Below are 20,498 nucleotides of genomic sequence, written 5' to 3' on the forward strand. Positions count from 1 at the left end.
ACCGGCCCGCTTCGGTCGTTTCGCAATCGCTCTCCGACGCTCCGGACAAGCCTGTCACTCGCCGACGCTGATGATCAGGCCGGAAGCGACCGCGAAGGGCAGCAGGGTCACGGCCAGTACGGCCAGGCTGGCCAGCCACAGCAGATGGCCAGTCGCAGGCAACCCCTGCAGTGCCGCCTGCAGCGCCCCGCTGCCGAGAATCAGCACGGGGATGTACAGCGGCAGAATCAGCAGCGGCAACAGCAGGCCGCCACGCTTGAGGCCCACGATCAGCGCCGCGCCGACGGCGCCGAGCAGGCTCAGGATCGGCGTGCCGAGCAGCAGCGAGAGCAGCAGCACCGGCAGGCAGCGCGCCGGAAGCCCCAGCATCAGGGCCAGCAGCGGCGCCAGCAGCACGAGCGCCAGCCCGGAGAACAGCCAGTGCGCCAGCACCTTGGCCAGCACCAGCAGCGGCAGCGGATGCGGTGCAACCACCCATTGCTCCAGTGATCCGTCCTCGAAGTCGCTGCGGAACAGGCCATCGAGCGACAGCAGTACGGCTAGCAGTGCCGCCACCCAGATCAGCCCGGGCGAGAGCGTCTGCAAAAGCTGCGACTCGGGCCCCACGGCGAGCGGGAACAGGGCGATGACGATGGCGAAGAACACCAGCGGATTGACCAGTTCGGCCGGCCGACGGAACAGCAACCGCGATTCGCGGGCGAGCAGAAGAGTGAACACACTGCTCATGCGGCACGCTGCTCCAGATCAAGTTCGCGGAAGGTCGCAGGCCGGACCTCCATGCTGTGGTGGGTGGTCAGCACCACCATCCCGCCACGCTCGCAGTGGCCGAGCAGATGACGCTCCAGCTGGGCCACACCCTGCCGGTCGAGGGCCGTAAAGGGCTCGTCGAGAATCCACAGCGGCGGCGCCTCCAGATGCAGACGGGCCAGCGCCACGCGGCGCTGCTGGCCGGCCGACAGGGTATGGCAGGGCACGTCCTCGAAGCCGCGCAGGCCAACCGCCGCCAGCGCCGCCCAGATCGCTTCACGGCCGACGGGACGATGCAGGGCGCAGAGCCAGGCCAGGTTCTCCTCGGCGGTCAGCAACCCCTTGATACCAGGAGCATGGCCGATCCACAGCAGATTGCGCGCCAGTTCGGCGCGCTGGCCGCGCAGGCTGCGTCCCTGCAGGCGCACTTCGCCGGCCATGGGCTGCATCAGGCCGGCCAGCAAGCGCAGCAGACTGGTCTTGCCACTGCCGTTGGGACCTACCACCTGCAGCATGTCGCCGGGAGCCAGTGCCAGGTCGAGCCGCTCGAACAACACGCGCCAGTCCCGCTCGCAGGCGAGCGCCATGGCTTCGAGAAAGGGACTGGTCACAATAGGCTTACCATCGACCTCAACACGGCAATACCGGCCTGAGCGCGGCATGCGTCAATCCGGGCGGGCCCGCATTATACATGCCGGCCTCGCCGGCTGGAGAGGCTATTTTCGGTCGACCCATACCCCACACCGGCAGCCCTCCGGGAGCAGGATCCCAGTGGCTGTTATTAGCCCGATCATTGCTTGATCAGCCTGGTGCTGCCAGGGCCTTGATAGCGGCCGGCAACATCAGGCAAACAAAGGAAATAAAGTGAAGCCCTGCCAGCGTCGAGGCCGGGCGCTTTCGCCTGCCGAGCGGCTGACTCGCCGTCATAGCCTTGGTCAACGAAGGCGATGCGCAGCGATTCACTCGTCACCTTCTGCACCTGCTTGGCGTTTGGCTCCGTCATGGCACGGTCCGTGCCCCCGCTTTCCGGCGTCGGCTGCAGAATGCGACTGTCAAATCATGCGGCATCTGCCGCCAGAGCAGGCCACCACGGGCGATGTAGCACAAGACACTGAATGCCTCACGCAGGCTCTGGATGCGACGGGCTCAAGATTCAGGCATCAGTGCCAGCCTGGGTGCCACGAAGGCCCATTCCTCATCACTGATATCGGTGGAATAGGGATTTCGGGCGCAGAGCCGAGGATTGATTCTTGCCAAACAATACCTCAAAGACTAAGTTAACGTTATCTCAGCCATCCCTAAATGACGCTGAACTTGCCGAAGCGTGGTTTCACCTAACCCCCGCCCGCTCTGGGCCGGCTTCAGTGGCAAGCAGCAAGAAGATGACAGTGACAGATTCAGCTTTGTAATCAGCTTTGATTTGCGTAGATAGCACGATCTCTGCACCAAGAAAGGGGGGCTATGCTTCCCACAATCCTACAGGGCTGAACACAAGGAAAGCCGATGCGTCAACCTTGCACTCCTCAAGCACTTTACCAAGGCAGTAAATGACGACCAGGCGGCGTGAAACTACTACTCCAGTAATCGTCCTGGAAAAACTCGCGCGACGACCTGAGTATGCATGACGCCGCATTGCTTGCCCGGCGTCCTCGTTTGGCCGTCGCCTATGGCCATACTCAGCCACTCAGCCACTCAGCCACTCAGCCACTCAGCCACTCAGCCACTCAGCTTCATGACATATCAGCGCGACCAAAATAGATCGGCAACGAAGCCGGTTTTTATCTTGGCATGATCAGTTTTCTTCAGCTCCCATCAAAAACGGAGGGGTTTCCTAGTGTCTCTTGTCTTTTTAGGTAGTTGCTTCGGTACTGACCTTACCACGCGCGTCGCATCCTACCTTGACAGACTTGGACATACCTCGCACAAGGTTTCCGTTGAAAAGGATATTTCTCCGCAAGTACTCATTAACAGCTTGTTTCTGGCTGCCTTGCTGTCGTTTGCGCCGATACCGGAGGCACAGGCCGCGATCAATAGCCAGGATCTCGGCGCGAGATACGACACCACGCTGGAGAACATCTCTTTCCGGGTATATTCCTCGCGCGCCACGCGGGTCGAGGTGTGGATCTACGGCCAGGGTTCCGGCGTCGAGGAGTCGGCACGCTACGTGATGACCAGGGATGACGCCACCGGTGTCTGGTCGCAGATGGTCTCGGTGTCCGACCTCAGAAATACCTACGGGCTCACCGGTACGGTCCACTACGGCTATCGTGCCTGGGGGCCGAACTGGCCCTACGAAGACGGCTGGATCAAGGGCAGCGAGACCGGCTTCATTGCGGACGTCGATGCTGCTGGTAATCGCTTCAATCCGAACAAGCTGCTGTTGGACCCCTACGCGCTCGAGATCAGCCAGGACCCGCTCAGCGGAACATGCACCGACGGCATGATCTATGCCAGCGGCGCGCTGGACCGCACCAGGGACAGCGGCGTCTGCGCCAGCAAGGGCATCGTGCTGGCGCCGGACACCGAGTCGGTCGGCGTCAAACCTTCGCGTGCGCTGAAGGACGAGGTGATCTACGAGGTGCATGTGCGCGGCCTCACCATGAACGACACCAGCCTCCCGGAGACCTTGCGCGGGACCTACGCCGGCGCCGCGACCAAGGCCGGCTATCTGGCGGACCTCGGCATCACCGCGGTCGAGCTCCTGCCCGTGCAGGAGCCGCAGAACGACACCAACGATGTGGACCCGAACTCCGCCGAAGGCGACAACTATTGGGGCTACGCGACACTGAACTACTTCGCACCGGACCGTCGCTATGCGTCGGATAAATCGCCCGGCGGCCCCACGCGGGAGTGGAAGGCGATGGTGAAGGCCTTCCACGACGCTGGCATCAAGGTCTATATGGATGTGGTCTACAACCATACGGGCGAGGGTGCACCCTGGGCCAATAGCGATGGCCAGACCGTCTACAACCTCCTGTCATGGCGAGGCCTCGACAATCCGACCTACTACTCGCTCACCAGCGACCTGCAGTCCCCATGGGACAATACCGGTATGGGCGGCAACTACAACACACGCAATGCCGTCGCGCAGAATCTGATCATCGATTCGCTGGCCTACTGGCGCGACACCCTCGGTGTGGATGGCTTCCGCTTCGACCTGGCCTCGGTGCTCGGCAACAGCTGCGAGCATGGTTGCTTCAATTTCGACAGGACGGACTCGGGCAACGCCCTCAACCGCATTGTCGCCGAGCTGCCGCCGCGGCCGGCAGAAGGGGGGGCGGGCATCGACCTGATTGCCGAGCCCTGGGCGTTCGGTGACAACGCTTACCAGGTCGGGGACTTCCCATCGGGCTGGGCCGAATGGAACGGCATCTTCCGCGACCGGCTGCGCAGGAAGCAGAACAATCCAGAGGTCGACGTGATCACCACAGCCGAACTCTCCCATCGCTTTGCCGGATCGCCGGATCTTTACGGTGACGACGGCCGCAGCCCCGGACACTCGATCAATTATCTGGTTTCGCACGATGGCTTCACGCTGAATGACCTGTATGCCTACAACACCAAGGAGAACGACCAGCTCTGGCCGTACGGGCCGTCCGACGGCGGCGACGATCACAATAACAGCTGGAATCAGGGCGGTGACAGGGCGGAACAACGGAAAGCGGCACGCACCGGTCTCGCCCTCCTGATGCTGAGCGCCGGCGTACCGATGTTCACCGGCGGTGATGAAGTCCTGCGCACGCAGTTCGGTAACAACAACACCCATAACCTGGACTCGACTGCCAACTGGCTGAGCTGGGCCCGCGATACCAACGAAGAAACCGATCACGAGGCCTTCACCCGCCGCCTGATCGGTTTCCGCAAGGCGCATCCGGCGCTGCGCCCGGCACACTTCTATTCGGAGGCGGACCACAACGACAACGGGATGGAGCAGCTGCGCTGGTTCAAGCCTGACGGTGTACAGGCCGACAGCACCTATCTCTACAATCCGGACAACCATGTCATTGCCTGGCGCATCGACGGCACGGAGTTCGGTGATCCTGCAAACGCGATCTACATCGCCCACAACGGCGGGTCGAGCGATGTGAACCTCACACTGCCATGGCCCGGCTCCGGCAAGAGCTGGTACCACGCTACCGACACTGCCACCTGGAGCGAGGGGCCTGACACTGTCGCCAACCCCGGTGCCGAGGGCTTCATCGGCAGCGAGAATGCGGTGTATAGGCTGGAAGCACGCTCGGTATTGTTATTGATCGCCAAGTGAGCTTGAAACTCGGCCCGAAATCGCGGTACGCATCCAAGATACCTGTTATTATTAAGGTGGCCCTTAAATAGACGTCTAGTTAGACTTCAGGCATGGAAAAGATCGACGCCCGCAAACTGACCGCAGAGAGTCGCAAGCTGCTTCGCCAGATAGTGATTCGCCTGCGCCAGCAGTCCAACATGAAAGTCGAGGAGTTGGCCTCGGTCACCGGTGTGCATCCGACCACCATCAAGACTTGGCTGACCCGTGCCAACCGCGAGGGCGCGCAAGCCCTGGAGGAAAAGCGTCGGGGGCGCCCGGCGGGCGCCTGCCGCAAGCTGACGCCGGCCGACGAGCAGTGGCTGCGCGAGCAAATCGTCGAGCAACCCCCGCAGCAGCTGCAGTTGCCGTTTGCCCTATGGACGCGCCCGGCCATCAAGGCGCTGGCCAGGGAACGCCTCGGGATCGAGCTGCAGGACCGGTTGATCGGCAAGTATCTCAAGCGCTGGGGGTTTACGCCTCAGCGTCCCGTGAAGCGGGCGCAGGAGCAGCGGCCGGAGGACATCGAGCGCTGGCTGAAGCAGACCTACCCCCAGGTCAAGGCGCGCGCCGCTGCCGAAGGAGCGGTGATTCACTGGGGGGACGAAACCGCAGTCAAGGAGGATGCGAACTGGATACGCGGCTACGCCCCCAGGGGCCAGACGCCAGTGCTGGCGACGCCCACTCGCTGGCACAAGCTGTCGATGATCTCCGCAATTTCGCCCCGTGGCGAGGTGGCCTTCCAGATCGTCGAAGGCAGTATCAACGCGCTGCGTTTCATCGACTTCCTGAGCCGCCTCGTTGAAGGGACACCGCAGAAGATCTTCCTGGTGGTCGATAACCTGCGCGTCCACCATGCCAAGGTGGTCAGCGAGTGGCTCAGTGACAAGCAGGACAGGATCGAACTGGTGTTCCTACCACCCTATGCGCCCGAGTCCAATCCCGACGAGTACCTGAATCGGGATTTCAAGACGGCGCTGCGCAGCGGCCCGGTCAGCCATGACAAGGCCAGCCTGCTGGACAAGGCGATGGCTTTCATGAACACACTCGGCAGCTTGCCCGACAAGGTCATGGCCTATTTCCAGCATCCTGCAGCACGCTATGCCATGGCGTGAATTTAAGGGCCTGATTAATAACCACCGCCTTGGTGATCGTTTGTCCCCATGCGAACGATCACCCGGAAGCCTATCCCACCGATATCCTCAATGAGGAATGAGCCTTCGCGGCCCCTTTCTGGCACTGATGCCCAAATCCTCCACCCATCGCATCCACAGCAGCACCAGACTGATTAAATAATAATCGGATTAACAACAGCCTTCAGGCCGACTTCGCCTGCGCCGCGCGGATCAGGTGCTCGACGAAGAACTCCACATGCCCCCGCGGATTGGCGGGCAGCGGCCAGCCATCGACCCTCTCCGCGATCGCCCGGAAGGCCATCGCGCTCTTCGAGCGGGGAAAGACCTCGCAGACCGCCGACTGGCGCTGCACGGACCGGCGCAGACTGTCATCCCAGGGCACGGTGCCGACGTACTGCAGGGTGGCGGCGAGAAACTGCTCGGTCAGCCGGAGCAGCTTGACGAACAGTTCACGCCCCTCGCGCGGTCCGGCCACCATGTTGGAAAGAATCCGGAAGCGACTCACCCCATAATCGCAATTGAGCAGCCTGATCAGCGCATAGGCATCGGCAATGGACGCCGGCTCGTCGCACAGCACCACGAGCACTTCCCGAGCCGCCCGCACGAAGCCGATCGTCGCATCGTCGATGCCGGTAGCGGTATCCACCATCAGCACGTCGAGCTGGTCGGCGTACCGGCCGAAGGCATGGATCAGACCGGCCTGCTGCTGGACCGAGAGCCGCACCATGCTGCGCGCGCCGGAGGCGGCGGGCACCACATGGATACCGCCCGGCCCCTGCAGCACGATGTCTTCCAATCCACACTTTCCGGCAAGAACATCGGCCAGGGTGCGCTCGGCGCCGAGACCGAGCATCACGTCGATATTCGCCATCGCCAGATCGCCGTCGAGCAGCATCACCCGGCGCCCCATCCCGGCCAGTGCCAGCGCCAGATTCACCGCCACCACACTCTTGCCCACCCCGCCCTTTCCACTGGTCACTGCAATGACCTGCACGGGAGATATGCTTGCCATGTCGCTCATCGTCCATCCTGCCCGCTCGCCATCATTGACCGCCCGATCCGCCGGGGTCCAGCATAGCCACTGTGCCAGCACGCCTACGCCAGCCTGGCCATCCAGCCCGTACCAGGAGGGGCAAGAACGCCCCTTTCGCATGCACAACAAGGAGATAACCATGAAAAAATGGCTGATTGCAGCAATGACCGCCAGCTGCGCACTGCCCCTGCAGGCCGCGCCACTCAGTGTCACCCTCGATTCGGTAAGCGGCGACGGCATCGGCGCAGCGCTCGGCACCGTCAGCATCGAGCAGAGCGAATACGGCCTGGTCTTCACCCCCAGTCTCGCCGGACTGCAGCCAGGCATCCATGGCTTCCACATCCATGCTTCGGGCGATTGCGGCGCCACGGAGAAGGACGGCCAGAAGGTCGCCGCAGGCGCCGCCGGCGGCCACTGGGACCCACAGAACACCGCCAAGCACGGCCAGCCCTGGGGAGACGGCCACCTGGGCGACCTCCCGGCGCTCTACGTGGGCGCCGATGGCAAGGCTACGCAGCCGGTACTGGCTCCCCGCCTGAAGGACCTGGAAGCGATCAAGGGGCATGCCCTGATGGTGCATGCCGGCGGCGACAACCATGCCGACAGCCCCGCCCCGCTGGGCGGCGGCGGAGCCCGGGTGGCCTGCGGCATCATCAAGTGATCGCGAGTCCCGCCTGGGTCTCCCCTGCCGCCAGGCTCAGGCCTGGCGGCAGGGCATCCGGACAGCAACGGCCACCACAAAAAGCAGGCATAAACAAAAAGGGCCACCCATGCAGGCGACCCTTTTAACCCAATTGAGGGTAGAACTGGCGTCCCCTAGGGGACTCGAACCCCTGTTACCGCCGTGAAAGGGCGGTGTCCTAGGCCACTAGACGAAGGGGACGAAACCTTCGATGGCAAGACCGGCCAACCTGCCAGCCTTGCGTGGAATTGGTGGAGCTAGACGGGATCGAACCGTCGACCTCTTGCATGCCATGCAAGCGCTCTCCCAGCTGAGCTATAGCCCCGAATTTAGCGTCTTCCGACGTAGACAGCGCCAAGGCACTGTCGCTGGAAATTGGCGTCCCCTAGGGGACTCGAACCCCTGTTACCGCCGTGAAAGGGCGGTGTCCTAGGCCACTAGACGAAGGGGACGAAACCTTCAAAACCGATCAACCCAATCGGATTGACGTGGCCACTCTCGAAGTCGAGAGTGGTGGAGCTAGACGGGATCGAACCGTCGACCTCTTGCATGCCATGCAAGCGCTCTCCCAGCTGAGCTATAGCCCCGTCTCGAGGACGGGGCGCATATTAGGCCCACCCCCTGGCCCTGTCAACAGATTTATCGATTTTTTTTGCCACTAGAACAATTACTTACCAGACTCGGGCACTCAGGACGCCCCGCCTGCCCGGGCGACGCGCTCTGGCCGGTGCTCGCGCCCGGCCGGAGAGGTGGCCGGCACGAGCACCCGCTCGAGGACTTCCGCCTCCAGCGCGGCCAAACGAGCCGACCCGCGGCTGCGCGGTCGCGGCAGCTCGACCGGCAGATCCAGGCCGATGCGCCCCTCCTCGATCAGGATCACCCGGTCGGCGACGGCGACCGCCTCGCTGACATCGTGGGTGACCAGCAGCACGGTGAAACCATGCTGCTGCCAGAGCCGCTCGATCAGTTGCTGCATCTCGATGCGGGTCAGCGCGTCCAGCGCTCCCAGCGGCTCGTCGAGCAGCAGCAGACGCGGTCGGTGGATCAACGCCCGGGCCAGCGCCACCCGCTGCTTCTGCCCGCCGGACAGCGCCGCCGGCCAGTCCCCGGCACGCTCGGCCAGCCCCACCGCGGCCAGGGCCTCCTCGGCGCGGGGACGCCAGTCGCCGGCAAGACCCAGGCCGACGTTGTCGATCACCCGTTTCCAGGGCAGCAGGCGCGCATCCTGGAACATCAGCCGGGTGTCCTCGCGCACCTGCGCCAGCGGCACCTGGCCGGCCAGCAGCGCGCCGCCACTGGGCGCATCCAGCCCCGCCAGCAGACGCAGCAGCGTGCTCTTGCCGCAGCCGCTGCGACCGACCACGGCGACGAACTGCCCGGCCGGGATATGCAGGTCGATCGCCGTCAGCACCTGCCGTTCGCCGAAGGCCTTGTGGATGCTCTCGAGCGCCAGCGGAATGCCGTTCTTCAGATTGTGCAGGGCACTCATCGGGTACCTGCCTTGACCTGATAGGCCGGATGCCAGCGCAGCCACAGGCGCTCCAGGGTCCGCGCCGTCGCGTCGGCCAGCTTGCCGAGCACGGCGTAGAGCAGGATCGCCAGCACCACCACGTCGGTCTGCAGGAATTCGCGGGCATTCATCGCCAGATAGCCGATGCCGGAACTGGCGGAGATGGTTTCCGCGACGATCAGCGTCAACCACATGAAGCCGAGGGCGAAGCGCACGCCGACCAGGATCGACGGCAGCGCGCCGGGCAGGATCACCTGACGGAACAGGGCGAACCCGGACAGGCCGTAGCTGCGCGCCATTTCCACCAGGCCGGCGTCGACGTTGCGGATGCCGTGGTAGGTATTCAGGTAGATGGGAAACAGGGTGCCGAGGGCGACCAGGAAGACCTTCGCCGCCTCGTCGATGCCGAACCAGAGGATCACCAGCGGGATCAATGCCAGATGCGGCACGTTGCGCACCATCTGCACCGAGCTGTCCAGCAGGCGCTCGCCCCACTTCGACAGCCCGGTGACGAAGCCGAGCGCAAGGCCCAGGCCGCCGCCGATGGCAAAGCCGATGCCGGCCCGCCAGCCGCTGATGGCCAGGTGCTTCCAGATCTCGCCGCTGGCGAGCAGTGCCCAGCCGGCTTCCAGCACCGCGCTCGGTGCCGGCAGGATGCGGGTGGAAAGCAGCCCGCTGGCCACTGCACCCTGCCAGAGCCCGAGCAGCGCCAGCGGCAGCGCCCAGGGCGACAGGCGTTCGGCCAGCCGGTTGATAGGGGTGGTACTCATTTTCAACCTCTCGAGTCTTGCGGTCCGTAGGCTGGAAAGCGCACGCAGCGCTTTCACGATGGTTCCCACGCTCCTGCGTGGGAACCCGCGACGTGGACGCTCGGCGTCCACTGGTCGGGCCAGCGTGCCCACGCAGGAGCGTGGGCACGATCAGCTGGCAGCCGCCGCCTTGGGCAGGATGTCGTTGGCCACCACCTCGCCGAATGGGCTGACGTAGCTGCGCCCTTCCGGCCTGGCCGGCCTGGCCAGCTCCAGGTGCGGGAAGAGCAGCTCGGCGACCCGATAGGACTCCTCCAGGTGCGGATAGCCGGAAAGCACGAAGGTATCGATGCCGAGCGCGGCGTATTCCTTCATCCGCGCCGCCACGGTCGGGCCGTCGCCGACCAGCGCGGTACCGGCCCCGCCACGCACCAGGCCGACACCGGCCCAGAGGTTCGGCGACACCTCCAGGTTCTCCTTGCTGCCGCCGTGCAGGGCGGCCATGCGCTGCTGGGCGACCGAGTCGAAGCGCGCCAGGGAAGCCTGGGCCCTGGCGATGGTCTCGTCGTCCAGGTGGCTGATCAGCCGCTCGGCGGCCACCCAGGCCTCTTCGCCGGTTTCGCGCACGATCACGTGCAGGCGGATGCCGAAACGCACCGTGCGGCCATGGCGGGCGGCGCGGGCGCGCACGTCGGCGATCTTCTCGGCTACCGCGGCCGGCGGCTCGCCCCAGGTCAGGTAGAGGTCGACCTGCTCGGCGGCCAGCTCGTGGGCGGCCTCCGAGGAGCCACCGAAATACAGCGGCGGATGGGGCTGCTGCAGCGGCGGGAAGAGCAGCCTGGCGCCTTCGACCTGAATGTGCTTGCCGGGGTAGTCGACGGTCTCGCCGGACAACACGCCCCGCCAGATGCGGGTGAACTCGGCGGCCGCCTCATAGCGCTCGGCGTGGGAAAGGTGCAAACCCTCGCCGGCCAGCTCCTCCGGATCGCCGCCGGTCACCAGGTTGAACAGCGCGCGGCCGCCGGACAGCCGGTCGAGGGTCGCCGCCTGGCGTGCCGCCACGGTCGGCGAGATGATCCCCGGGCGCAGGGCGACGAGGAACTTCAAGCGCTGGGTGACCGGGATCAGCGAGGCGGCGACCAGCCAGGAATCCTCGCAGGAGCGCCCGGTGGGGATCAGCACGCCGCCGAAGCCGAGGCGGTCGGCGGCCTGGGCGATCTGCTGCAGGTAGGCGTGATCGACGGCGCGGGCGCCCTCGGCGGTGCCCAGGTAGTGGCCGTCGCCGTGGGTGGGCAGGAACCAGAAAACATTCAGACTCATGGAGTGGTCTCCTTATAAATAGGGGCTTGGAGCTGCAGGCAAGGGCCGCCGGGCTACTGCCGAGCCACCTTGGCCGGAGGGGTCCAGACCACCTCCTTGATGCTCAGGCGCTTGGGAATCAGCTTCAGCTCGGCGAAGGTGTCGGCGATCTTCTGCTGCGCCGCGACCACCGCCGGGGTGAGCGGCTGCGCGCCGTAGCCCTGGCGCACCACCGCCTGGTGGGTGATTTCCGGGGACAGACCGATCAGCGGCGCGACCTGCTGGGTGACCTTGTGCGGATCGGCCTTGGAGTCTTCGCCGACGCCGCGCACTTCCTCGATCAGCGTCTCGATCACCTGCGGGTGCTTGCCGACATAGGCGGCACTGGCCAGATAGAACTGATGGTTGTCGACGATCCCCTGGCCGTTGCGCAGGGTACGCGCCGAAAGCTGCTTCTCAGCGGCGGCCTGGAAGGGGTCCCAGATCACCCAGGCATCCACCCGGCCGCTATCGAAGGCGGCGCGCCCATCGGCCGGCGGCAGGTATACGGGGGTGATGTCCTGGATACCGAGGCCCGCCTCTTCCAGGGCGCGGACCAGCAAGTAATGAACGTTGGAGCCCTTGTTCAGGGCGACTTTCTTGCCCTTGAGCTCGGCAACGCTCTTGATCGGCGAATCCTTGGGCACCAGGATCGCCTCGCCCAGCGGGGCCGGCGGCTCGAAGGCGACGTAGCGCAGGTCGGCACCGGCAGCCTGGGCGAACACCGGCGGAGTTTCGCCGGTCACCCCGAAATCGATGGAGCCGACGTTCAGCCCCTCCAGCAGCTGCGGGCCGCCGGGGAATTCGGTCCATTGCACCTCGATGCCCTGGGCTGACAGGCGCTTCTCGAGCGTGCCCTTGGCCTTGAGCAGCACCAGGGTGCCGTATTTCTGATAGCCGATTCGCAGGGTTTCGGCCTGTGCCTGGGTAATGGCGCCGAAGGAGACGGCTGCCGCGAACAGGGCAGCCAGACTTCGACGCAAAGTGATGGCGCGCATGGGCGACCTCTCCTTCGCATTGACTGGGTGTGCGACCTGCTCGCCCGTTGACGGGCCAGTGAGGCGGGGTGCGCTCGGGAGGAGCGACTTGAAAAATCAGAAACTCCGGCGGGCGTGTTCCGACCGGTCGTGGGGAAGCTGGACATCGAGGGCCCCGCTCCGGCGGATCAGGGCAGCGACCAGATCGTCGAGCGACTCATCGAGCCGGTAGGTCAGCTCGTCGGCGAAGCGAGCCGGCTGGTCGCCCTCGGGATAGGTGATGTACGCGTCCACGGCGAACACCCCGGTCAGCACCTCCTGGGCCTTGAGCGCCGAGAGCACCGGCTTGAGGGCGTAATCCACCGCCAGCAGATGGGCCGGACTGCCGCCGGTGACCATCGGCAGCACCACCTTGTCGGCCAGCACCCGCTCGGGCAGCAGGTCGAGCAGCACCTTCAGGGCACCGGCGAAGGACGCCTTGTACACCGGGGTGGCGACGATCAGGCCGTCGGCCAGTCCGACCGTGGCCTGCAGATCGCGAACCGCGGCGCTGTCGAAGCGGGCATGGAGCAGCTCCTCGGCGGCGAAATCGCGCACCCGGATCAACGACACCGCAATTCCCCTCTGCTCCAGGTAGGCGCGGGCATACTCCAGCAGCAGCTCGCCGCGCGAACGTTGCGAGGGGCTGCCGGAAAGCAGGACGACATGCATGGCGATCTCCTTATCGGTTCGGTTGCGGCGTCAGGCGCAGATAGGGCTTCACCGCGCGGAAGCCTTTCGGGAAGCGCTGCTTGAGCTCTTCCGGGTCCTGCAGCGAGGGCACGATCACCACCTCCTCGCCGTCCTGCCAGTTGGCCGGGGTGGCGACCTTGTAGTTGTCGGTCAGTTGCAGCGAGTCGATCACCCGCAGGATCTCGTGGAAGTTGCGCCCGGTACTCGCCGGATAGGTGATGATCAGCCGCACCTTCTTGTTCGGGTCGATAATGAACAGCGAACGCACGGTCAGGGTGTCGTTGGCGTTCGGATGGATCAGATCGTAGAGGTCGGATACCTTGCGGTCGGCATCGGCGATGATCGGGAAGTTGACCCGGGTGCCTTGGGTCTCCTCGATGTCGCCGATCCATTTCAGGTGGGAGTCCACCGGATCCACCGACAGGGCGATGGCCTTGACGTTGCGCTTGGCGAACTCGTCCTTGAGCTTGGCGGTGAAGCCCAGCTCGGTGGTGCATACCGGCGTGAAGTCGGCCGGGTGGGAGAAGAGGATTCCCCAGTTGTCGCCCAGCCACTCGTGGAAACGGATGCGGCCCGTGCTGGTGTCCTGTTCGAAGTCGGGGGCGATATCGCCGAGACGGATGCTCATGGTTTGCTCCTGCGCTGTGGTCCTGAACTGGCGGTCACTATGCGCAGGACAACTAGAAAACAAAAAGAATAAATTTCGATTTATTAATCACTATTAGTAATAAAAAGGATGCTGCCGACACTGGAATATTCAAGGAACCAAATATTCTTTTATGGAATAAAAAGCTTACCCTATAGTTCATTCATAACTCGTTCGTAACACTTGGATCGTCTCCATGAAGCGATTGCTGACTTCTTCCCTGCTGGCGGCCGGCGTGGCCCTGGCGTCCGCCGCCAGCCAGGCGGCCCCCCTGCTGAACGTCTCCTACGACGTGATGCGCGACTTCTACAAGGAATACAACCCGGCCTTCCAGAAGCACTGGCAGACCGAGGGCAACCCGCCGCTGCAGATCCAGATGTCCCACGGCGGCTCCAGCAAGCAGGCGCGTGCGGTGATCGACGGCCTGCCGGCCGACGTCATCACCATGAACATGGCCACCGACATCAACGCCCTGTACGAACACGGCAAGCTGATTCCGGAGAACTGGGCCGAGCGCCTGCCGGACAACAGCGCCCCCTTCACCTCGGCGACCGTGTTCATCGTTCGCAAGGGCAACCCGAAACAGCTCAAGGACTGGCCCGACCTGCTCAAGGACGGCGTGCAGGTGGTGGTGCCCAATCCCAAGACCTCGGGCAACGGCCGCTACACCTACCTCTCGGCCTGGAGCTACGTGCTGAAGAACGGCGGCAACGAGAAGGCCGCGCGCGACTTCGTCGGCAAGCTGTTCAAGCAGGCGCCGGTGCTCGACACCGGAGGCCGCGCCGCCACCACCACCTTCATGCAGAACCAGATCGGCGACGTGCTGGTGACCTTCGAGAACGAGGCGGAAATGATCGCCCGCGAATTCGGCCGCGGCGGCTTCGAGGTGGTCTACCCCAGCGTTTCCGCCGAAGCCGAACCGCCGGTGACGGTGGTCGACAAAGTGGTCGACAGGAAAGGCACCCGCAAGGAGGCCGAGGCCTACCTGAAGTACCTGTGGTCCGACGAGGGCCAGCGCATCGCCGCCAACAACTACCTGCGCCCGCGCAACCCGAAGATCCTCGCCGAATTCGCCGACCGCTTCCCCAAGGTCGAGCTGCTCAACGTGGTGAAAACCTTCGGCGACTGGCCGACCATCCAGAAGACCCACTTCAACGACGGTGGCGTGTTCGATCAGGTCTACGGCGGACGCTGACAGCGGACGCCCGGTCCGCCGCACAATTCGCGGGGCCTGCCGCGGATGGAAGACTGCAGCGCGTTTTCCATCCTGCCTCCGGCCGTCAGGCCATCCGCTCCACCCAACGACAGCGCACCCACCCCGTCCGCCCGCGGATGGGGCGGGAACGTGCGCGCCGCACCGAACGGCAAAGCCATGAAAAAGAACGTCTTCGTCTTCAGCCGCCTCGCCCCCGAACACCAGGCGCGCCTGCAGCAGCACCTCAACCTCACCCTCCTCGACCCGGCCGGCGACATCGCCGCCCAGTACGCCGCGGCGCTGCCCGCGGCCCACGGTCTGCTCGGCGTGGGCCGGCCCTTCAGCCGCGCCCAGCTGGAGCCGGCCCGGCAGCTGGAAGCGATCGCCAGCATCTCGGTGGGCTACGACAACTACGACCTGGCCTACCTCGACGAGCGCGGCATCCTGCTCACCAACACCCCGGACGTGCTCACCGAAACCACCGCGGACCTGGGCTTCGCCCTGCTGATGAGTGCCGCCCGCCGCGTCGCCGAACTCGACGCCTGGGTCAAGGCCGGCTACTGGCAGGCGCCGGTCGGACCGGCGCTGTTCGGCAGCGACGTGCATGGCAAGACTCTCGGCATCCTCGGCCTCGGCAAGATCGGTGCGGCCATCGCCCGGCGCGGACGCTTCGGCTTCGGCATGCCGGTGATCTACCACGGCAACGGCCGCAAGCCCAAACTGGAAGCGGAACTCGGCGCCGGCTACCGCAGCCTCGATGCGCTGCTCGGCGAGGCGGATTTCGTCTGCGTGGCGGTGCCCTTGAGCGAACGCACCCGCCAACTGATCGGCCGCCGCGAACTGGCGCTGATGAAGTCCTCGGCGATTCTGATCAACATCGCCCGCGGCCCGGTGATCGACGAGGCGGCGCTGACCGAAGCCCTGCAGGAGCGGCGCATCCGGGCCGCCGGACTGGATGTCTACGAGAAGGAGCCGCTGCAGGACTCGCCGCTGTTCGCCCTGCCCAACGCGGTCACCCTGCCGCACATGGGCTCAGCGACCCACGAAACCCGCCGGGCCATGGCCGAGCGGGCGATCGACAACCTCGAACGCGCGCTGCTCGGCGGTACCCCACGGGATATCGTCAACCCGCAGGTCTGGGCCCGCCGCCAGGCATGACCGCCCCGCCCCGGCATACCGCCTTGTGCAACAGGCCCACCACCTTCAGGCCCAAGCCGCTCTGTGCCAGGATGCAGCAGGCCAGCACGGTGCCGGGGGCCTGCTCGTCAGTGCTGATGTGCTGGCGGCTCATCACCCGGGCACTCTTGTAGCTGCCGCCGGCGACCTGCACACGGCGCATCCACTCCGGCACGCCCGGCCTCGGCGATGGAGGCGATCACGCGGTTGGGGGAAGGGAGCAGGGGTAGCCCTTGGGAGTGAGTCTGGGGAAAGGGGTGACAATACCGGCTGATACTTTCTTTCTTCTAATTAGATATCTTCAAGGTATCCAAGACACGCGTAGCACAGAGCATGAAAGGTACAGGGAGAATCCAGCATGGGCATCGAAATCCCTTTATCGGGTGAGATGGGTGCCGTATCGACGGCTGCCCTTCAGTCCTCCTCATCCCCGAGCCAGCCTCCCGAGCCTGCACCGGACAGGAACTGCCATGCCCTCGCCCTCTTCATCGGCGGCGCCGGCGACAAGAAGCCCTACTACCTCGCCGGCCCCTACCGCAACATGGCCTACGCGCAGGCGCCGTTCGACCGGCGCATCGTGCAGGCCGGGCTGGCGGGCGCCTGCCGGTCGCTCTACCTCGGCTATCACGAAGTCCATGGCGCAGCAGCCATCGACCGCCTGATCCTGCCCGTCATCCCGGACAAGACCACGCCTATCTATATCGTCGGCCACAGCCTCGGCGCCTGGAGCGGTGCGCATCTGTCACATCGGCTCAGCGAATGGGGCTATTCGGTGGCGATGCTGGTAACCCTGGACCCGGTGGGCTCGGGCCTGCTGGTGCGGCTGGGTTCGAGGATTCCCTATCGCCGGCCGGCGCCGCGCAGTCATTTCTGGATAAACGTGCGCGCCGAGCCGGGGCGGTCGAACGCTTCGGATCTGGTGGCAAGGCTGGGGCGCAAGTGGCATGTCGCCGGCGAGCCGGACATCGACGAGGCGCTGGACATCAACCACGCCAATGCCTGGGCGCTGTTCTGCAAACCGCTGCACGACGGCCGCTCGGCCGCCGATCATATGTTCGAGTCGATTGCCGGCCGGTTGCGCGCCTGATCGCGGGCCGGGCGGTTCGGCGTCATCCCAGACGCACCACCTGCCCGGCGATCGCCACATGAAGGATGGTCCGCAGGCAGCGCAGCTCGCCGACGAGGGTGGCCGCCAGCTCCGGGCGCTGCGTGATCAATCGCCCCGGGCACACTTGCCCTAGGGAAAAATTTTCCCTAGCATCCACGCCATGGCCACCGTACGTAGCGACCGCAACTGGAAAATCAAGGTCTACCCGGACGACCACGCGCCACCACACTTCCATGTGCAAACGCCCGAGGGCGAGTCGCTGGTGGAGATAGACGGACTCAAGGTGCTCGGCAAAGGCCGCCGAGCCCAAAGCCCTCAAGGCCGCTTTGGCGTGGGCGGCGCAACATGCCGCTGAGCTGCAGCAGGTATGGGACGAGCAGAACCGGAGGAGTTAGATCATGACCAGCAAAGTCCGCATCCACAGCGTGAAGCCCGTTGCCGGCAAACATGCCCTGCAGGTCGAGTTCGGCAACGGCAAGCGCTACACCGTCCAGCTGGCAGAGCACATCCGCAGCTTCCCGGTACTCAAGCCGCTGGAAGACCTGGAGCTGTTCCGCCAGGCCCAGGTCGGCGAATGGGGCTTCGATGTGACCTGGGGCGACGACCTCGAACTGGCTGCCACCACCCTGCATCGCCTGGCACTGGAGCAGGCTGGCGAGGTGATGCCGACCCTGGCCTTCAAACAGTGGCTGGCCGCCAACAAGCTCTCCCTGACCACAGCGGCCATCGAGCTGGGCTTTAGCCGGCGCACCATCACCGCTTACAGCAGCGGCACGGCGTTGATCCCCAAGCATGTGGCACTGGCCTGCAAGGGCTGGGAGTACGAGCACAAATCCATGGCTGCCAAGGCAGAAGACAAGAAGGCGCGCCGCGCCTCCTGCTGACGTCCGCGGCCGAAGCCTGCTGCGGATCTGTTCATCGGTAGCGCCGGCGAGCCGGACATCGACGAGGCGCTGGACACCAACCATGCCAATGCCTGAGCGCTGTTCTGCAAACCGCTGCACGACGGCCGCTCGGCCGCCGATCATATGTTCGAGTCGATTGCCGGCCGGTTGCGTGCCTGATCGCGGGCCGGGCGGTTCGGCGCCACCCCAGACGCACCACCTGCCCGGCGATCGCCACGTGAAGGATGGTCCGCAGGCAGCGCAGCTCGCCGGCAAGGGTGGCCGCCACTTCTCCCGCTCGACCTGCGCATAGAGCGCCTGCTCCTCGCCAACAATCCTGTCCTGCAGGGTGTCCAGCAGGCGCACGCCGTGCCCGGCTTAATGCACATGGCCCCCGCCCGCCTCCAGCAGGCAAGAGCCGTCCATGAAAGCTCCGCCGGGCCGGGGAAACCTCAGCTCCCCTCGACGCCGTGGGCCTCCTCGAAGAAGTAGTCCTTCCAGGAGGCCGCCTTGTTCTTCAGCACGCCCAGCTCGTGGAGCTTCTCGGCATAGATAAAGGTGCGCTGCGGGACGATGGTGAAGTCGTTTTCCTGGTCCTCGACGATCTTCTCCACCAGCGCCGGCGCCAGCTTGGAGTTCTCCACGCGGATGTAGGTCTGCGCCGCGGCGCGCTTGTCGGCCTTGACGATGCGCTCGGCCTCGGCCAGGGCATCGTAGAAGGCGCGGTAGGTCTTGGGATTGTCCTTGTGGAACTTCTCGGTGGTGTAGAGCACGTTGAAGGTCGCCGGCCCGCCGAGGATGTCGTAGGAGCTGATCAGCTTGCGCACCTTCGGGTTCTCCAGGGCCTGGTAATAGAAAGGCGCGCTGGAGAAATGCGCGCTGATCTCCGAGACGCCGGAGGTCAGGGCCGCGGTGGCGTCGGGATGCGGCAGGCTGACGCTGATGCCGTCGAAGCGCTGGAACTGCTCCTTGCCGAAACGCTTGGCCGCCTCGATCTGCAGGGTGCGCGACTGGAAGCCGACCCCGGCGGCGGGCACCGCGATGCGGTCCTTCTCGCCCAGGTCCTCCAGGGACTTCACCGCCGGGTTACTGGTCAGCAGGTAGTTGGGCTGCGAGCCGAGCGCGGCGATGGCCTTGACGTTCTGCCGGCCGCGGGTGCGGTCCCACATGGTCAGCATCGGCGGCACGCCGGCCGACACCACGTCGAGAGCGCCGGCCAGGAGCGCTTCGTTCATCGCCGTGGCGCCGGAGATGCTGCGCCACTCCACCTGGATGTCGATGCCCTGCTCCTTGCCGTGCTTCTCGATGAGCTTCTGGTCGCGGACCACGTCGAGCAGCAGGTAGGCGATGCCGAACTGCTGGGCGATGCTGATGCTGCCCTCGGCCTGGGCGAGCAGCGGGCCGCTCAGCAGCCCGGCGAGCACGCCGGCAGCCAGTCGGGCGGGACGGAAAAACGGTTTTTTCTGCATGGGAAACCTCTGTCGAACCCGCGCGAGGCTCGCGCGGGCGAAAACGGAAACGGCGCGGCGGATCAGTCGCGATCCACGGCGAACGGCAGCCAGGCCTGGCGGGTCGGCATGACCTCCAGGCGGTTGATGTTGATGTGCACGGGCAGGCTCGCCACGTAGAAGATCTGCTCGGCGATGTCCTCGGCCGTCAGCGGCGTGGTGCCGCGGTAGAGCCGGTCGGAGGCGGCCTGGTCGCCCTTGGTGCGAACCAGGGTGAATTCGGTCTCGGCCATGCCGGGCGCGATGTCGGTGACCCGCACGCCGGTGCCGAGCAGGTCGCAGCGCAGGTTGTAGGAAAACTGCTGGACGAAGGCCTTGGTGGCGCCGTAGACGTGGCTGCCCGGATAGGGCCACTGGCCGGCGACCGAGCCGAGGTTGACGATACTCGCCCCCGCACCGGTGGCGATCAGGGTCGGCAGCAGCGCGTGGGTGACGTTGACCAGGCCGGTGACGTTGGTGTCGATCATGGTGTGCCAGTCGGCCAGCTCGACCTGCTGCGCCGCCTGCGGGGCCAGGGCCAGGCCGGCGTTGTTGATCAGCGCCCGCACCTGGCGGAAGCCCTCGGGCAGCGCCGCGACCGCCTGGCGCACGGCCTCGGCGTCGCGCACGTCGAGCGCGGCGACATGCACCGGCACCTGGCCGCCGAGTTCGTCCTGCAGCGCCTGCAGGCGCTCCAGACGACGGCCGGTGAGGATCAGGGACCAGCCAGCGGCGGCGAAGCAGCGCGCCGCGGCGCGGCCGAAACCGGAGGTGGCGCCGGTAATGAAGACGATGTTGCTCATCTGCAATGCTCTC

General features: G+C 65.3%; 21 protein-coding genes and 4 tRNA genes. 8 read left to right on the plus strand and 17 right to left on the minus strand.

Translation table 11 applies throughout. The annotated features are described in order from the left end of the window. Nucleotides 1-54: 54 nt before the first annotated feature. The 3 genes from ccmB to GCU53_RS26745 all read right to left on the minus strand — a co-directional run bounded on the left by ccmB (nucleotide 55) and on the right by GCU53_RS26745 (nucleotide 1,750). Nucleotides 55-726: a heme exporter protein CcmB gene (ccmB, locus tag GCU53_RS03370; protein WP_152386371.1), complete on the minus strand. Its 672-nt coding sequence runs from the start codon at nucleotides 724-726 to the stop codon at nucleotides 55-57. Beyond that, complete coding sequence (gene ccmA, locus GCU53_RS03375) at nucleotides 723-1,409, minus strand: cytochrome c biogenesis heme-transporting ATPase CcmA (RefSeq protein ID WP_152386372.1); 687 nt, start codon at nucleotides 1,407-1,409, stop codon at nucleotides 723-725. The genes ccmB and ccmA overlap by 4 nt, the downstream gene beginning before the upstream one ends. Before the next feature lie 128 nt (nucleotides 1,410-1,537). After that, a complete protein-coding gene (locus GCU53_RS26745) occupies nucleotides 1,538-1,750 on the minus strand; it encodes a hypothetical protein (protein ID WP_425278161.1) in 213 nt (70 codons plus the stop codon). Between the two features lie 831 nt (nucleotides 1,751-2,581). On the opposite strand from GCU53_RS26745, the gene GCU53_RS03385 reads away from it, so the two are divergent. Together GCU53_RS03385 and GCU53_RS03390 are read left to right on the plus strand one after the other, a co-directional pair. Then, on the plus strand, nucleotides 2,582-5,011 hold the full coding sequence (locus GCU53_RS03385; protein ID WP_208845435.1) for a glycogen debranching protein: 2,430 nt from the start codon (nucleotides 2,582-2,584) through the stop codon (nucleotides 5,009-5,011). Between the two features lie 92 nt (nucleotides 5,012-5,103). Then, nucleotides 5,104-6,144, plus strand: coding sequence for an IS630 family transposase (locus tag GCU53_RS03390; protein ID WP_152385914.1), 1,041 nt, complete (start codon nucleotides 5,104-5,106; stop codon nucleotides 6,142-6,144). A gap of 202 nt (nucleotides 6,145-6,346) precedes the next feature. On the opposite strand, the gene GCU53_RS03395 is transcribed toward GCU53_RS03390, so the two are convergent. Then, nucleotides 6,347-7,177 carry a MinD/ParA family protein gene (locus tag GCU53_RS03395; RefSeq protein ID WP_208845488.1) on the minus strand — a complete coding sequence of 277 codons (831 nt, stop codon included), beginning with the start codon at nucleotides 7,175-7,177 and terminating at the stop codon, nucleotides 6,347-6,349. 160 nt (nucleotides 7,178-7,337) lie between these two features. Between GCU53_RS03395 and sodC the strand changes: the two genes are divergently transcribed. Continuing rightward, on the plus strand, nucleotides 7,338-7,859 hold the full coding sequence (sodC, locus tag GCU53_RS03400; protein ID WP_167520025.1) for a superoxide dismutase family protein: 522 nt from the start codon (nucleotides 7,338-7,340) through the stop codon (nucleotides 7,857-7,859). A gap of 146 nt (nucleotides 7,860-8,005) precedes the next feature. On the opposite strand, the gene GCU53_RS03405 is transcribed toward sodC, so the two are convergent. The 10 genes from GCU53_RS03405 to GCU53_RS03450 form a co-directional block, all read right to left on the minus strand. Next, nucleotides 8,006-8,081, minus strand: a tRNA-Glu gene (locus GCU53_RS03405). A gap of 48 nt (nucleotides 8,082-8,129) precedes the next feature. Further along, nucleotides 8,130-8,205, minus strand: a tRNA-Ala gene (locus GCU53_RS03410). A gap of 51 nt (nucleotides 8,206-8,256) precedes the next feature. After that, nucleotides 8,257-8,332: transfer RNA gene (locus GCU53_RS03415), tRNA-Glu, on the minus strand. A 59-nt stretch (nucleotides 8,333-8,391) separates the two neighbouring features. Further along, nucleotides 8,392-8,467 (minus strand) — tRNA-Ala (locus tag GCU53_RS03420). A 101-nt stretch (nucleotides 8,468-8,568) separates the two neighbouring features. After that, nucleotides 8,569-9,369, minus strand: coding sequence for an aliphatic sulfonates ABC transporter ATP-binding protein (gene ssuB / locus GCU53_RS03425; RefSeq protein ID WP_152386375.1), 801 nt, complete (start codon nucleotides 9,367-9,369; stop codon nucleotides 8,569-8,571). Continuing rightward, nucleotides 9,366-10,160, minus strand: a complete 795-nt coding sequence (gene ssuC, locus GCU53_RS03430) for an aliphatic sulfonate ABC transporter permease SsuC (RefSeq protein WP_152386376.1) — start codon at nucleotides 10,158-10,160, stop codon at nucleotides 9,366-9,368. The genes ssuB and ssuC overlap by 4 nt, the downstream gene beginning before the upstream one ends. 150 nt (nucleotides 10,161-10,310) lie before the next feature. Next, a complete protein-coding gene (ssuD, locus tag GCU53_RS03435; protein WP_152386377.1) occupies nucleotides 10,311-11,459 on the minus strand; it encodes an FMNH2-dependent alkanesulfonate monooxygenase in 1,149 nt (382 codons plus the stop codon). A gap of 53 nt (nucleotides 11,460-11,512) precedes the next feature. Continuing rightward, nucleotides 11,513-12,475 (minus strand): sulfonate ABC transporter substrate-binding protein, encoded by a 963-nt coding sequence (locus GCU53_RS03440; RefSeq protein WP_152386378.1) that lies wholly within the window; start codon nucleotides 12,473-12,475, stop codon nucleotides 11,513-11,515. 96 nt (nucleotides 12,476-12,571) lie between these two features. Beyond that, on the minus strand, nucleotides 12,572-13,165 hold the full coding sequence (gene ssuE, locus GCU53_RS03445; RefSeq protein WP_152386379.1) for an NADPH-dependent FMN reductase: 594 nt from the start codon (nucleotides 13,163-13,165) through the stop codon (nucleotides 12,572-12,574). A 10-nt stretch (nucleotides 13,166-13,175) separates the two neighbouring features. Then, the gene (locus tag GCU53_RS03450) at nucleotides 13,176-13,814 is read right to left on the minus strand and encodes a peroxiredoxin (protein ID WP_152386380.1); all 639 of its coding nucleotides are present in this window, start codon (nucleotides 13,812-13,814) and stop codon (nucleotides 13,176-13,178) included. A 214-nt stretch (nucleotides 13,815-14,028) separates the two neighbouring features. Here GCU53_RS03450 and GCU53_RS03455 point away from each other — a divergent pair, with 214 nt between their 5' ends. Further along, nucleotides 14,029-15,027 carry a sulfate ABC transporter substrate-binding protein gene (locus GCU53_RS03455; protein WP_152386381.1) on the plus strand — a complete coding sequence of 333 codons (999 nt, stop codon included), beginning with the start codon at nucleotides 14,029-14,031 and terminating at the stop codon, nucleotides 15,025-15,027. A gap of 177 nt (nucleotides 15,028-15,204) precedes the next feature. Beyond that, on the plus strand, nucleotides 15,205-16,185 hold the full coding sequence (locus GCU53_RS03460) for a 2-hydroxyacid dehydrogenase (protein ID WP_152386382.1): 981 nt from the start codon (nucleotides 15,205-15,207) through the stop codon (nucleotides 16,183-16,185). On the opposite strand, the gene GCU53_RS03465 is transcribed toward GCU53_RS03460, so the two are convergent. Next, nucleotides 16,151-16,378: a hypothetical protein gene (locus GCU53_RS03465; protein ID WP_152386383.1), complete on the minus strand. Its 228-nt coding sequence runs from the start codon at nucleotides 16,376-16,378 to the stop codon at nucleotides 16,151-16,153. The genes GCU53_RS03460 and GCU53_RS03465 overlap by 35 nt on opposite strands. Before the next feature lie 183 nt (nucleotides 16,379-16,561). Between GCU53_RS03465 and GCU53_RS03470 the strand changes: the two genes are divergently transcribed. From GCU53_RS03470 to GCU53_RS03480, 3 genes are all read left to right on the plus strand, one after another. Beyond that, on the plus strand, nucleotides 16,562-17,290 hold the full coding sequence (locus GCU53_RS03470; RefSeq protein WP_152386384.1) for an alpha/beta hydrolase: 729 nt from the start codon (nucleotides 16,562-16,564) through the stop codon (nucleotides 17,288-17,290). 181 nt (nucleotides 17,291-17,471) lie between these two features. Further along, nucleotides 17,472-17,666, plus strand: coding sequence for a DUF4160 domain-containing protein (locus tag GCU53_RS03475; RefSeq protein WP_152386385.1), 195 nt, complete (start codon nucleotides 17,472-17,474; stop codon nucleotides 17,664-17,666). A gap of 43 nt (nucleotides 17,667-17,709) precedes the next feature. Then, nucleotides 17,710-18,195, plus strand: coding sequence for a DUF2442 domain-containing protein (locus GCU53_RS03480; RefSeq protein ID WP_152386386.1), 486 nt, complete (start codon nucleotides 17,710-17,712; stop codon nucleotides 18,193-18,195). A gap of 452 nt (nucleotides 18,196-18,647) precedes the next feature. On the opposite strand, the gene GCU53_RS03485 is transcribed toward GCU53_RS03480, so the two are convergent. Continuing rightward, complete coding sequence (locus tag GCU53_RS03485) at nucleotides 18,648-19,664, minus strand: ABC transporter substrate-binding protein (protein ID WP_152386387.1); 1,017 nt, start codon at nucleotides 19,662-19,664, stop codon at nucleotides 18,648-18,650. Between the two features lie 62 nt (nucleotides 19,665-19,726). After that, the gene (locus GCU53_RS03490) at nucleotides 19,727-20,485 is read right to left on the minus strand and encodes an SDR family NAD(P)-dependent oxidoreductase (protein WP_152386388.1); all 759 of its coding nucleotides are present in this window, start codon (nucleotides 20,483-20,485) and stop codon (nucleotides 19,727-19,729) included. Nucleotides 20,486-20,498: the final 13 nt, after the last annotated feature.

The sequence above is a fragment of the Azotobacter salinestris genome (genome assembly GCF_009363155.1).
GTDB classification, from domain to species: domain Bacteria; phylum Pseudomonadota; class Gammaproteobacteria; order Pseudomonadales; family Pseudomonadaceae; genus Azotobacter; species Azotobacter salinestris.

Excerpts from the sequence above, each read along its gene's own strand:
- GCU53_RS03450 (WP_152386380.1), bottom strand. The coding sequence starts at position 13,814 with ATGAGCATCCGTCTCGGCGATATCGCCCCCGACTTCGAACAGGACACC.
- GCU53_RS03455 (WP_152386381.1), top strand. The coding sequence starts at position 14,029 with ATGAAGCGATTGCTGACTTCTTCCCTGCTGGCGGCCGGCGTGGCCCTG.
- GCU53_RS03395 (WP_208845488.1), bottom strand. The coding sequence starts at position 7,177 with ATGGCAAGCATATCTCCCGTGCAGGTCATTGCAGTGACCAGTGGAAAG.
- sodC (WP_167520025.1), top strand. The coding sequence starts at position 7,338 with ATGAAAAAATGGCTGATTGCAGCAATGACCGCCAGCTGCGCACTGCCC.
- GCU53_RS03485 (WP_152386387.1), bottom strand. The coding sequence starts at position 19,664 with ATGCAGAAAAAACCGTTTTTCCGTCCCGCCCGACTGGCTGCCGGCGTG.
- ssuC (WP_152386376.1), bottom strand. The coding sequence starts at position 10,160 with ATGAGTACCACCCCTATCAACCGGCTGGCCGAACGCCTGTCGCCCTGG.
- ssuE (WP_152386379.1), bottom strand. The coding sequence starts at position 13,165 with ATGCATGTCGTCCTGCTTTCCGGCAGCCCCTCGCAACGTTCGCGCGGC.
- ssuD (WP_152386377.1), bottom strand. The coding sequence starts at position 11,459 with ATGAGTCTGAATGTTTTCTGGTTCCTGCCCACCCACGGCGACGGCCAC.
- GCU53_RS03390 (WP_152385914.1), top strand. The coding sequence starts at position 5,104 with ATGGAAAAGATCGACGCCCGCAAACTGACCGCAGAGAGTCGCAAGCTG.
- GCU53_RS03460 (WP_152386382.1), top strand. The coding sequence starts at position 15,205 with ATGAAAAAGAACGTCTTCGTCTTCAGCCGCCTCGCCCCCGAACACCAG.
- GCU53_RS26745 (WP_425278161.1), bottom strand. The coding sequence starts at position 1,750 with ATGACGGAGCCAAACGCCAAGCAGGTGCAGAAGGTGACGAGTGAATCG.
- GCU53_RS03480 (WP_152386386.1), top strand. The coding sequence starts at position 17,710 with ATGACCAGCAAAGTCCGCATCCACAGCGTGAAGCCCGTTGCCGGCAAA.
- GCU53_RS03490 (WP_152386388.1), bottom strand. The coding sequence starts at position 20,485 with ATGAGCAACATCGTCTTCATTACCGGCGCCACCTCCGGTTTCGGCCGC.
- ssuB (WP_152386375.1), bottom strand. The coding sequence starts at position 9,369 with ATGAGTGCCCTGCACAATCTGAAGAACGGCATTCCGCTGGCGCTCGAG.
- GCU53_RS03475 (WP_152386385.1), top strand. The coding sequence starts at position 17,472 with ATGGCCACCGTACGTAGCGACCGCAACTGGAAAATCAAGGTCTACCCG.
- ccmA (WP_152386372.1), bottom strand. The coding sequence starts at position 1,409 with ATGCCGCGCTCAGGCCGGTATTGCCGTGTTGAGGTCGATGGTAAGCCT.
- ccmB (WP_152386371.1), bottom strand. The coding sequence starts at position 726 with ATGAGCAGTGTGTTCACTCTTCTGCTCGCCCGCGAATCGCGGTTGCTG.
- GCU53_RS03440 (WP_152386378.1), bottom strand. The coding sequence starts at position 12,475 with ATGCGCGCCATCACTTTGCGTCGAAGTCTGGCTGCCCTGTTCGCGGCA.
- GCU53_RS03470 (WP_152386384.1), top strand. The coding sequence starts at position 16,562 with ATGGGCATCGAAATCCCTTTATCGGGTGAGATGGGTGCCGTATCGACG.